This window comes from Streptomyces sp. NPDC048483 (assembly GCF_040651455.1).
Classification (GTDB): domain Bacteria; phylum Actinomycetota; class Actinomycetes; order Streptomycetales; family Streptomycetaceae; genus Streptomyces.
The window spans coordinates 1-10,825 of record NZ_JBEZJZ010000180.1; the positions used below are offsets into that span (position 1 = coordinate 1).

Genomic DNA, 10,825 nt, shown 5'->3' on the forward strand with positions numbered 1-10,825 from the left:
CGGAGCGGGCCCTGGAGCGTGCGAAGTCGGACGCCGACGCGGCCGCCGAACGCCGAGCGGATGTCCGGCTGCGTGCGGGGACGGGCGTTCACTGAGCCCCGTCACCGACGAGATCGATCCTCAGCCGCGGGCCGCCCGGAATCCTCCGGAGCGGCCCGCGGCTGAGGCACAGCAGGTGCGTGTGTCGTATACGAGGCGAGGAGGTCGGTCGAGATGGTCCTCGCTCTGCTTGTGAGCGGCATCGTCGTTGTACTGGTGCTGCTGGGGCTGTTCGTCTTCGGGCTGCGGCGACGGCTCATCCAGCGGTCCGGCGGCACCTTCGACTGCAGCCTGCGGTGGAACGTACCGGAGCAGCCCGAGAAATCGGGCGACCCCAGCGGCAAGGGCTGGATCTACGGCGTCGCCCGCTACAACGGCGACCGCGTCGAGTGGTTCCGGGTGTTCTCCTACGCACCCCGGCCGCGCCGCATCCTCGAGCGCGCCTCCATCGAGGTCCTCGAGCGCCGCACCCCCCAGGGCGAGGAGGAACTCGCCCTGCTCTCCGACTCCATCGTCCTGGCCTGCCACCACCGCGGCACCCGCCTGGAACTGGCCATGAGCGAGGATGCCCTCACCGGCTTCCTGGCCTGGCTCGAAGCGGCACCCCCCGGCCAGAGGGTGAACGTCGCCTGATCCCCTGTGGCCCGAATCAACCGGCCACAGGAATACCCCCTCCCCCCACCACGTTCTGGCCCGCAGGGGGCGCCCGCAACCCCTACGGGATGCGTTCGACCGCCCCCTAAGGCCCGTCCGCTTCCTGAGGCCCGTCCGCTCCCTGAGCCCCGTCCGCTTCCTGAGGCCCGTCCACACCCAACTCCTGTGCCAGCACCGCCGCCTGGAGCCGGCTGCGCAGCTCCAGCTTCCCCAGCAGCCGGCTGACATGGGTCTTCACGGTGGCCTCCGCCATCGCCAGCCGCAGCGCGATATCGGCGTTCGAGAGCCCTCGCCCCAGACACCCCAGCACCTCGCGCTCGCGCGGCGTCAGCACGTCCAGGACGGCCGGATCCGGGCCGTCCTCCTTACGGGCATGCCGCGGCGCGCCGCGCGCCCCGGCGAACTCCGCGATCAGCCGCCGCGTCACCGCGGGCGCGATCAGCCCCTCGCCGTCCGCCACCGTACGCACCGCCGTCAGCAGCGCGGCCGCATCGCTGTCCTTGAGCAGAAAGCCCGCGGCCCCCGCCCGTAGCGCCCCGAAAACATATTCGTCCAGGTCAAAGGTGGTCAGCACCAGGACGTCGGCCAGCTTCTCGGCGACGATCCGCCGGGTGGCGGAGACCCCGTCGAGCCGGGGCATCTGGATGTCCATGAGGACGAGGGCGGGGCGCAGCTCTCGGGCGAGCCGGACCGCCTCCTCGCCGTCCGCCGCCTCCCCGACCACCTCGATATCGGGGGCCGAGCGCAGGATGAGCACCAGCCCGGCCCGTACGGCGGACTGGTCCTCGGCGACCAGGACCCGGATCGGCTGCGCGGCGGCGCCTGTCATCGTTGTTCCTCCTCCTCGGGGGCGGGCAGCGCGGCCCGCACCAGCCAGACCGTGCCGGCCGGCCCGCTGCGGGTGCCGGCCGCGAATTCCCCGCCCAGCAGGGCGATCCGCTCACGCATCCCGACCAGCCCGGCGCCGGAGCCGGGTGCGCGGGGGCCCGGCCGCTCGGCGTACGGGCTGCGGACGGTGACGGTGAGCGCCCCGCCGCCGTCCTGGACGATCCGCACCAGGACCTCGCCGGGCGCGGCGTGCTTGAGCGCGTTGGTCAGCGACTCCTGGACGATGCGGTACGCGGCGAGCTCGACCGGCGCCACCAGCTTCGGCTTGGTGCGGGGCGCGTCCAGGACGAAGGACAGCCCGCTGCCGGCGCCGTTCGTTCGGGCCTGGGCGATCAGCGCCTCCAGCCCGTCGAGGGTGGGCACGGCGGCCGGCGCCGCGCCGTCACCGCCCGCGTCGCGCAACAGGCCGATGAGGCCTCGCATTTCGGCCAGACCCTGCACGCTGTTCTCGCGGATCACCCCGAGGGCCTCGCGGGTCGCCGCCGGGTCGTCGATGGTCTGCGCGGCGGTGGCGTGGATCGCGATCGCGGACAGATGGTTGGCGACCAGATCGTGCAGTTCACGCGCCATCCGCGCCCGCTCGCCGGCCACCGCCTCCTTACGGTCCATCTCGGCCAGCAGCGCGGTCTGCTCGGCGCGCAGCCGCGCGGCCTGGGCGGCGTCGCGGTGATTACGGATGAGGGCGCCGGTCCAGGCCGGGAAGACGGTGCCCAGGGCGATGACGATGCTGAAGATGACGACCTGGGGGTCGTGCCAGAGCGCGGCCAGCGCGATGGTGGCCAGGAAGGTCAGCAGGACGCTGGAGAGCGGGATCCGGCGGGCCGCGGCCGGGCCGCCGTAGAGCACCGCCGCGTAGACCACATCGGTGAACATCAGGACCGTGGCGACCAGGGTGCCGCTGCAGATGTCCAGGGTCAGCGCCAGGACGGCGACGGCCAGCGCGGCCATCGGTGCCGTACGGCGCATCAGCTCGGCCCCTGACATCGCGGTGAGCGCCACCAGGGTGAGCGAGGCGGGCAGCCCGAACAGCGGCGGGCCGCCGTGCAGATGCAGCGTCCACAGCAGCAGCCCGCACAGCAGCCCGCCGCCCGCGATCAGCACATCGTGACGGTGCGGCCGGCCGGGCGCGAGGAGAGTGCGGTCGGTGTGGGGTGGCACCCCTTCATCCAACACGCCGCGGGGCTGCCACCGCCTCATCCCTGTAGCCACCCGGCTACATCGAAAGATGCAGCCGCACCACCACGGGATCGTCGCGGGTGACGACGCACCGGGCGCCGGGCGCTGCGAGCCTGGACAGGTAGGAACGGCCGGGCACGGAAAGGAACCGGAAGGCATCGTGATCGTTACGCTGATCATCATCTGCGAGGTCGGATTCTGGGTCCTCCTGGCCGGCGGCCTGGCCCTGCGCTACCTCGCACGGATGCCGCGCACAGGGGCGGCGGTGCTCCTGCTGGAGCCGCTGCTGGAACTGGTGCTGCTGATCGTCACCGCGATCGACCTCAAGAGCGGTGCCGCCGCGGACGGGAAACACGGCCTGGCCGCGGTCTACATCGGATTCACGGTCGCCTACGGCCACTACACGATCAACTGGGCCGACGGCCACTTCTCCCACCGCTTCGCCGGCGGCCCGCCCCCGGTCAAGGCCCCGCGCTACGGAGTCGCCCGGGCCCGGCACGAGGGCAGGCTGTGGCTGCGTACGGTGGCGATGGTGGCCGTCGCGGCGGGCCTGCTGCAGATCGCCATCTGGTACGTCGGCACCGACGGCGACACCGGCTCCCTGCGCGACTGGCAGTTCACCGCGCTGCGGATCCTCGCCGTTCACGGCGCCATCGCCGCCACCTACCTCATCTGGCAGAAGAAGGACCCGCGCGACGGAACGGCAACCGAGGCCCCGGCCCGGCCGCGGGAGAGGACGCCGGGTCCCTAGCGCTCCCCGCCCGGCACCCACAGCACATCCCCGACCTCCTTGTTGGCCGTACGCGCCAGGATGAACAACAGGTCCGAGAGCCGGTTGAGATACGTGGCCGTCAGCGGGTTCATGGTCTCGCCGTGCTCCTCGAACGCCGCCCAGGTGGAGCGCTCCGCGCGCCGTACGACCGTGCAGGCCTGGTGGAGCAGCGCGGCGCCCGCCGTGCCGCCCGGGAGGATGAAACTGCGCAGCTTCTCCAGTTCCTCCAGGAAGCGGTCGCAGTCGGCCTCCAGCTTGTCGATATAGGCCTGTTCGACGCGCAGCGGCGGGAACTCGGGGTTCTCCACCACCGGCGTCGACAGGTCGGCCCCGACATCGAAGAGGTCGTTCTGCACGCGCAGCAGCACCGCGGCCACCTCGTCCGGCAGTGAGCCGAGGGCGAGGGCCACCCCGATGGCGGCGTTGGCCTCGTTGGCGTCCGCGTAGGCCGAGATCCGCGAATCGGTCTTGGCGGTACGGCTCATGTCGCCGAGGGCGGTGGTGCCCTTGTCACCGGTGCGGGTGTAGATGCGCGTCAGATTCACCATACGGGCGAGCCTACGCCGCGCCCCTGCGGAACGCCCGGGTGCACAGGGCCATCGACGCCGCCGCCAGGGCGCCGGCGACCAGGACGCCGTAGAGCATGGCCGAGGAGGCGTACGAGCCCACATACGCCGACCGGACCGCGTCGACGAGATAGCGGAACGGCATGAAGTGCGAGAGCACATCGAGCCAGTCGGGCCCCAGCGTCATCGGCAGCATCAGGCCGGACAGCAGCATCGAGGGCATGGTGACGGCATTGATGACCGGGCCGAACTCCTGGGGAGTGGTGACCTTCAGCGCCAGCGCGTACGACAGCGAGGCGAGGGCGGCGGTCAGTACGGCGACGAAGGCGAAGCCGATGAGGATGCCGGGCAGTGGTGCGCGCAGCCCCATGGCCAGCGCGGCGAGCACCAGCAGCACGGACTGGAAGACGAACAGCGCGGCATCGCGCAGCACCCGCCCCAGCAGCATCGCCAGCCGGCTCACCGGGGTGACCCGCATCCGCTCCACGACCCCGTACTGCTTCTCGACGATGATGCCGAAACCGCAGAACGCGGCCCCGAACAGGCCGAGTTGGAGCAGCAGTCCGGGCACCAGCAGCTGCCAGGAGCTGCCGGCGGAGGACAGCGGGAGGTCGGTCAGCAGGGGGCCGAAGAAGAGCAGATAGAGCAGCGGCATCAGGACGCCGAAGAGCATCTGGAGCCTGGAGCGCAGGGTCTGGCGGGCGTAGCGCCCGAAGATCAGCGCGGTGTCGGACAGGAAGGACGCCAGAGGGGACGGGGCAGGGGCGGGCATGACGGCTCCTAGACGGCTACGGGGGCGGTGTCCTTGGGCGGGGTGCTGCTGCGCCCGGTGATGGCAAGGAAGGCGTCCTGGAGGGACGCGTCGGGGGAGCCGGTGTGGGCGCGCTTGAGGGCGTCCGGGGTGCCCTCGGCGGCCACCACGCCCTTGTCGACGATCACCAGCCGGTCGGCCAGCGCATCGGCCTCGTCGAGGTAGTGGGTGGTCAGGAAGACGGTGGTGCCGTGGTCGGCGCGGATCCGGCGGACCAGGTCCCACAGGTCGGCGCGGCTGCCCGGGTCTAGGCCGGTGGTCGGCTCGTCGAGGAAGAGGACCTGGGGGCGGTGGGTGAGGCCCATCGCGATGTCCAGCCGCCGCCGCTGGCCGCCGGAGAGCGCGGCGGTCTGGCGGTCCAGCAGCTCGGTCAGGCCCAGGTCGGCGGCCAACTCCTCGGTACGGGCGAGGGCTTCGGACCTGGTCAGGCGGTAGAGGCGGGCCTGGGTGACCAGTTCCTCGCGCACCGAGACGCTGGGGTCGACGCCGCCGGACTGGGCGACGTATCCGCAGGCGCGGCGCACCCCCGCCGGATCGCGGACGAGGTCGCAGCCGGCGACGGTCGCGGTGCCGGCGGTGGGCGCCAGCAGGGTCGTCAGCATCCGCAGGGTGGTGGTCTTGCCGGCGCCGTTGGGGCCGAGGAAGCCGAGGATCTCGCCGCGCTCGGCGGTGAGGTCGATACCGCGGACGGCCTCGACGGGGCCGCGTTTGGTGGTGAAGGTCCGGGCGAGTCCGGACGCGCTGATGACGGGCATGACAGAGAGCAAAACAGAGGGACCCCAAAATTGCAATGCCTCCAAAATTTCATGGAGCCCAGCGAACGGTAGGGTGGGGGCATGGCTGAGGGACTCAGGGAGCGGAAGAAGCGGCAGACGCGCCAGTACATCTCGGACATGGCCACCGGGCTTTTCCTGGAGCGCGGCTTCGACGCGGTCACCATCGCGGAGATCGCCGAGGCGGCGAACGTCTCCGTCAACACCGTCTACAACTACTTCCCGGCGAAGGAGGACCTCTTCTTCGACCGGAGCAAGGGGCTGATCGACCGGCTGTCGCGGTTCGTGCGGGCGCGGGCCGCGGGGGAGTCGGCCGCCGCCGCCGTCCTGCGCGAGCTGCGCGAGGAAGTGGTGAGCGTCTCGCCCAAGGTGGGACTCATCGAGGGGTACGAGCGCTTCATGAAGGTCGTCCACGGCTCGGCGACCCTCCAGGCCCGCCTGTGGCACGTACAACGCGAGCAGTACGAGAACCTGGAGGCCACCCTCCGCCAGGAGACCGGCGCCACGGACGACGACCCGATGCCCGGTCTGATGGCCGGTCAGATCAACTGGATCCACCAGACCTTGATGGCCACCATCGCCCACGAGATGATCGCCGGCCGCAAGCCGGACGTCGTCTCCCGCGAGGCCCTCGGCCTCCTGGACGAGATGGAGGACCTGCTGAGCGAAAAGGTCCTCAACTACGCCGTACGGGCGGCCGGCTGACGGCTGCCTCACCGGATTCCGGCCGACGTCCGCCCCTCGACGGTGTGATGTCCGTCATGGAAATGTGACGCTGCGGCCCGAAGGGCCTCGTTGAGGGGCGGTGGTTGGGTGACGGGCGGGCGTGACGCGCATCTCCAACCCACCAATGGATCACTCACGACCGCTAACGTCGCCCTGAGAGTCATCGTGAGAACCGTCAAATGCACAGGGTGTTAGGGGACAGCAGTGGCAAGGAAGCTCGCCGTCATCGGGGCCGGACTCATGGGGTCCGGTATTGCGCAGGTCTCCGCCCAGGCGGGCTGGGACGTCGTCCTCCGCGATGTGACGGACGAGGCGCTGGCCCGCGGTAAGGGCGGCATCGAGGCCTCGTACGAGAAGTTCGTCGCCAAGGGCAAGCTCGAGGCGGCCGCCGCCGGTCAGGCGCTGGCCCGGATCACCACCACGACCGACCTGGAAGCCGTCGCCGACGCCGATATCGTTGTCGAGGCGGTCTTCGAGAAGATCGAGGTCAAGCGGGAGATCTTCCAGTCGCTGGACAAGCTCGCCAAGGACGAGGCGGTGCTGGCCTCCAACACCTCCGCCATCCCGATCACCAAGATCGCCGCAGCCACCTCCCGCCCCGAGCGGGTCGTGGGCACGCACTTCTTCTCGCCGGTGCCGATGATGCAGCTGTGCGAGCTGGTACGCGGCTACAAGACCAGCGACGAAACGCTCGCCACCGCGCGGGAATTCGCCGAATCGGTCGGCAAGACCTGCATCGTCGTCAACCGCGATGTCGCCGGCTTCGTCACCACCCGGCTGATCTCCGCGCTGGTCGTCGAGGCGACGAAGCTCTACGAGTCCGGCGTGGCCACCGCCGAGGACATCGACACCGCCTGCAGGCTGGGCTTCGGCCACGCCATGGGACCGCTGGCCACCGCCGACCTGACAGGCGTCGACATCCTGATGCACGCCACCGACAACATCTACACCGAGTCCCAGGACGAGAAGTTCGCGCCGCCGGAGATCATGCGGCGCATGGTGGATGCGGGCGATATCGGCCGCAAGAGTGGGCAGGGGTTCTACGAGCACTGATCACGCTGATACCGCATCAGGGCCGGTGGACCGGTGTCACCGGCCCGATGTGATCACCCTGTGGGGTGAATTCGGTATCGGTTCGCTTACAGGCGGCAACTTCGCCGCATGAAAGGCCGTCAGTTCTGTAGACCTCAAGGGCAGCAGACCCACTCACCTACGGGCCCATCAACCGGGGAGCGCATATGCACATCAGGGGCGACCACGTCGAGCTGGTCGTCGGGGGCCGCCTCGACGTGCGCAGCGCGGCGGACGCCCGTACGGCCCTGCACGCCGCCGTCGACTCCGGCCACGGCGATCTCGTGCTGGATCTGACCGAGCTGGACTCCTGGGACGCCACCGGCCTCGGCGTGATCATGGGCGCGCACCGCCGCGCCGGCCGGGTCAACCGCCGACTGGTGCTGCGCGGCGTGCCGCCCCAGATGCAGCGCCTCCTGGTCGCCACCCGGCTGCACCGCATCCTCGCCATCGAGGGCGGCATCGAAGCGGAATCGCTTCCGCGCGTGTGAGGCAAAGGCCGTGAAGGTGAAGAATCTTCCCCTGCCGGGACGTTTCAGCATGTTCGGGGCAGTGTTCGGCCCCGGCGATGTGCCGCTCCGCGCACCGGGGCTAAGGTGCGGTTGCCCGCCGTATGCCGTCAGCACGGTGGGAACCGGACCAGACCAGACGCCACGGCCAGCAGAATTCGGCCGGAGCCGGGGGTGCGAACGGCCGGAAGACGCAGTCGGGCACGCCAGATCTGGGAGCTTGCAGCATGGACCCGAACACCAACCGGGGACCTGAGGAGTACCGCGAACAGGGTCACCCTGCCGAGGCGACGACACCTCCGTACGGAACCCCCCAGGAGGGTTCCGGCGGCCAGGCCCGCGTCGTACGGCTGGTCTCCGGCGGCTACCTCGTCACCGTCAACCCCATCGACGGCAGCGAGATAGAGCCCTGCCCGCCCGGTCAGCGCCCCGCCGTCCCCGGCAAGCTCGGACCGCAGGAGCGCGCCGAGGCGGCCCGCGCCGCCGCGCCCCCGCTCCCTGCGGGCCCGCCCGGATCCACCGGGCACGAGACCGTCCTCGAGGAGCGCGCCGAGGAAACGGAACGCCTGGTACGGCTGCTCTCCCGCGGCCGCTCCGTACGCGTCACCGGCCCCGCCGGATCGGGCCGCACCCGGCTGCTCGACGCCGTCGCCACCGCCTGCACCGACCTCGCCCCCGACGGCGTCATCCGGCTCTCCGGCTACCACCGCACCCCCACCGACGTGCTCTACGCACTGTTCGGCGCCGTCCACCGCGCCCCGCAGTACCGCCCCGAGCGCCCGGAGCTGCTGCGCCGCCTCGGCGGCATCGGCGCGATCGTCGTCCTGGACGACCTGGAATTCGGCGGCACCGCGCTTGACGAGCTGCTCGACGCCACCCCCGAGTGCGCCTTCCTGATCGCCGCGACCCCCGACGTCCCGGCCCCCAGCGCCGGCTCCCACCTCGAAGAGGTCTTCCTCGGCGGCATCGGCCGCGGCGCCTGCGTACGGATGCTGGAGCGCGCCGTGGACCGGCCGCTCACCTCCGACGAGGAGGCCTGGGCCGCGGACCTGTGGTTCGAGTCCGAGGGACTGCCGCTGCGGTTCGTACAGGCCGCGGCGCTGCTGCGACGGCGCGACCGCAGCCGGGCCGACTCGGCACCGGCCGAAGAGGCCCAGGACGCCCCGCAGGACGCCCCTCAGGACGCGCCCCAGGACGGGACCGCCGGCCACGACGAACACCCCGACGGCCCGCTGCCCACCCTTGGCGAGGCCGCCTCGCCCGTACCGCTGCTCGTCGACCGGCTCGGCACCGCCGCCCAGGAGACGCTGCGCTACGCGGTCGCCCTCGGCGGCGAGCTGCCGCACCAGGCGCATCTGCCCGCGCTCACCGAGGACACCCACGCGGACGCCGTCCTCGGCGACCTGCTGGACTGCGGCCTGATCACCCCGGCCGGCCCCCGCTACCGGCTCGCCGCGACCGTCCAGGACCAGCTGGCCGCCATCGGCTACGCCGAGGGCGCCGCCGGCCGGGCGCACACCGCCGCCCAGCACTACGCCTGGTGGGCCGGCCACCCCTCGGTCGCCCCCGACCGGATCGCCGCCGAGGCGGACGCGGTGCTGGCCGCGATGGGCATCCTGACCGCCGGCCGGGAGAGCGGCCACGCCAGCGCCGCCGTCCTGCTCGCCCGTACGGCCGCGCCCGCGTTCGCCGCGGCGCTGCACTGGAGCGCCTGGGAGCGCAGCCTGCGGCACGGCCAGGAGGCCGCGCGGCGGGCCGGCGAGGTCGCGGAGGAGGCCTACTTCCACCACGAGCTGGGCGTGCTGGCGCTGTGTACCGGCAGCCTGGACCGGGCGCGGGCGGAGCTGGAGGCGTCCATCGGGCTGCGCGGGGTGCTCTCCGACCGCCGGGGTGCGGTCGCGGGGCGGCGGGCGCTGGCCCTGGTCACTGACCGTTCGCGGGCCGATTCGGCGGCCGCCGACACGACCGTCCTCAAGCCCGTCGGGCCCAAGCACGCCGCGAAGGCGGGCGCCGCACCGAAGGCTGTGGCGGCTTCGTCGGCCGACGCCGCCTCGACGGCCAAGCTGCGCGTTCCGCGCCCCAAGGAGAACGGTGCGACGGTCATTGCCCGGGGCGCGGCGGACGCGATGTCCACCACCGCCCTGCCGGCCACCGGTACGGGAACCAAGCGGACGGCCCGGCGCAACGTCGTCGCCGCGGGCGCCGGCGCCCTGCTGGTGGCCGTACTCGGCACCGTCGTCACCCTCGGTATGACCTCCGGCGACGACTCCAAGGGCGGCGACCAGGTCACCTCGGAACAGACCACCCCGGACGGCGAGAACCCGGAACTGCCGACCGAGGACCCCGGCACCGGCTCCAGCCTGCCGCCCTCCGGCCCCGGCACGTCCACGCCCGCCGGCACCCACGACAAGCACAGCGCGTCCCCGTCGCCGAGCGACCCGGCCACCAGCCAGAAGCCGACCGACCCCAGCACCCGGCCGACGGAACCGACGACCGGCCCGACCCGGCCGACCGAGGACCCCACCACGCCGACCGCCGAGCCGACGCCGACCCACAAGCCCACCCAGCGGCCGACCCCGACGCCGACGCAGGACCCGACCGGCGAGCCGACGGACCCCACGCCGACCGAGGACCCCACGGACAAGCCGACGGCGCAGACCCCGTCGGGGACCACCGCTTCGGGCAGCAACTCGTCGGGGGCGAGCCCGGACTCGGCGACCTCGGCGGCAGCGGAGCCGTCAGCCTCCGGCTCGGCATCGGACAGCGGCAGCCCCTCGACCACCGAGAGCGCGCCGACCGCCTGACGCGACGGAGCCCAGGCCCCGGTCGGCCGGGTCCTG

11 protein-coding genes and 1 pseudogene are annotated in these 10,825 nt (G+C 72.1%); 7 read left to right on the top strand and 5 right to left on the bottom strand.

Translation table 11 applies throughout. The annotated features are described in order from the left end of the window. Both AB0D04_RS40985 and AB0D04_RS40990 read left to right on the top strand, forming a co-directional pair. Window positions 1–95 (top strand): annotated as a pseudogene (locus tag AB0D04_RS40985) (F0F1 ATP synthase subunit epsilon); the annotation flags it as partial. Between the two features lie 118 nt (window positions 96–213). Continuing rightward, a complete protein-coding gene (locus AB0D04_RS40990; RefSeq protein ID WP_362712500.1) occupies window positions 214–672 on the top strand; it encodes a DUF2550 domain-containing protein in 459 nt (152 codons plus the stop codon). Between the two features lie 106 nt (window positions 673–778). On the opposite strand, the gene AB0D04_RS40995 is transcribed toward AB0D04_RS40990, so the two are convergent. Continuing rightward, the gene (locus tag AB0D04_RS40995) at window positions 779–1,522 is read right to left on the bottom strand and encodes a response regulator transcription factor (RefSeq protein ID WP_362712501.1); all 744 of its coding nucleotides are present in this window, start codon (window positions 1,520–1,522) and stop codon (window positions 779–781) included. Then, a complete protein-coding gene (locus AB0D04_RS41000; protein ID WP_362712502.1) occupies window positions 1,519–2,739 on the bottom strand; it encodes a histidine kinase in 1,221 nt (406 codons plus the stop codon). Before AB0D04_RS41000 ends, AB0D04_RS40995 begins: the two co-directional genes overlap by 4 nt. Window positions 2,740–2,917: 178 nt before the next feature. Between AB0D04_RS41000 and AB0D04_RS41005 the strand changes: the two genes are divergently transcribed. After that, window positions 2,918–3,508, top strand: a complete 591-nt coding sequence (locus tag AB0D04_RS41005) for a hypothetical protein (protein WP_362712503.1) — start codon at window positions 2,918–2,920, stop codon at window positions 3,506–3,508. On the opposite strand, the gene AB0D04_RS41010 is transcribed toward AB0D04_RS41005, so the two are convergent. From AB0D04_RS41010 to AB0D04_RS41020, 3 genes are read right to left on the bottom strand one after another with little or no spacing between them, the layout of a single operon-like run. Then, window positions 3,505–4,077 (bottom strand): cob(I)yrinic acid a,c-diamide adenosyltransferase, encoded by a 573-nt coding sequence (locus tag AB0D04_RS41010; RefSeq protein ID WP_362712504.1) that lies wholly within the window; start codon window positions 4,075–4,077, stop codon window positions 3,505–3,507. The two genes, AB0D04_RS41005 and AB0D04_RS41010, sit on opposite strands and share 4 nt — an antisense overlap. A 10-nt stretch (window positions 4,078–4,087) precedes the next feature. Further along, window positions 4,088–4,867, bottom strand: coding sequence for an ABC transporter permease (locus tag AB0D04_RS41015; RefSeq protein ID WP_362712505.1), 780 nt, complete (start codon window positions 4,865–4,867; stop codon window positions 4,088–4,090). 8 nt (window positions 4,868–4,875) lie between these two features. Then, window positions 4,876–5,661, bottom strand: a complete 786-nt coding sequence (locus AB0D04_RS41020; protein WP_362712506.1) for an ATP-binding cassette domain-containing protein — start codon at window positions 5,659–5,661, stop codon at window positions 4,876–4,878. Window positions 5,662–5,742: 81 nt separating this feature from the next. On the opposite strand from AB0D04_RS41020, the gene AB0D04_RS41025 reads away from it, so the two are divergent. From AB0D04_RS41025 to AB0D04_RS41040, 4 genes are all read left to right on the top strand, one after another. Then, on the top strand, window positions 5,743–6,384 hold the full coding sequence (locus AB0D04_RS41025) for a helix-turn-helix domain-containing protein (protein ID WP_362712507.1): 642 nt from the start codon (window positions 5,743–5,745) through the stop codon (window positions 6,382–6,384). 225 nt (window positions 6,385–6,609) lie between these two features. Further along, window positions 6,610–7,458: a 3-hydroxyacyl-CoA dehydrogenase family protein gene (locus AB0D04_RS41030; RefSeq protein WP_362712508.1), complete on the top strand. Its 849-nt coding sequence runs from the start codon at window positions 6,610–6,612 to the stop codon at window positions 7,456–7,458. Between the two features lie 185 nt (window positions 7,459–7,643). Further along, entirely contained in the window at window positions 7,644–7,967 is a 324-nt protein-coding gene (locus AB0D04_RS41035; protein ID WP_083107440.1) for an STAS domain-containing protein, read from the top strand. A 245-nt stretch (window positions 7,968–8,212) separates the two neighbouring features. Continuing rightward, complete coding sequence (locus AB0D04_RS41040; protein WP_362712509.1) at window positions 8,213–10,789, top strand: ATP-binding protein; 2,577 nt, start codon at window positions 8,213–8,215, stop codon at window positions 10,787–10,789. The last annotated feature ends 36 nt before the right edge of the window (window positions 10,790–10,825 follow it).

What these genes read in the sequence shown, in the direction of transcription:
- AB0D04_RS40990 (WP_362712500.1), top strand. Translation starts at nt 214, where the DNA reads ATGGTCCTCGCTCTGCTTGTGAGCGGCATCGTCGTTGTACTGGTGCTG.
- AB0D04_RS40995 (WP_362712501.1), bottom strand. Translation starts at nt 1,522, where the DNA reads ATGACAGGCGCCGCCGCGCAGCCGATCCGGGTCCTGGTCGCCGAGGAC.
- AB0D04_RS41010 (WP_362712504.1), bottom strand. Translation starts at nt 4,077, where the DNA reads ATGGTGAATCTGACGCGCATCTACACCCGCACCGGTGACAAGGGCACC.
- AB0D04_RS41015 (WP_362712505.1), bottom strand. Translation starts at nt 4,867, where the DNA reads ATGCCCGCCCCTGCCCCGTCCCCTCTGGCGTCCTTCCTGTCCGACACC.
- AB0D04_RS41020 (WP_362712506.1), bottom strand. Translation starts at nt 5,661, where the DNA reads ATGCCCGTCATCAGCGCGTCCGGACTCGCCCGGACCTTCACCACCAAA.
- AB0D04_RS41025 (WP_362712507.1), top strand. Translation starts at nt 5,743, where the DNA reads ATGGCTGAGGGACTCAGGGAGCGGAAGAAGCGGCAGACGCGCCAGTAC.
- AB0D04_RS41035 (WP_083107440.1), top strand. Translation starts at nt 7,644, where the DNA reads ATGCACATCAGGGGCGACCACGTCGAGCTGGTCGTCGGGGGCCGCCTC.
- AB0D04_RS41040 (WP_362712509.1), top strand. Translation starts at nt 8,213, where the DNA reads ATGGACCCGAACACCAACCGGGGACCTGAGGAGTACCGCGAACAGGGT.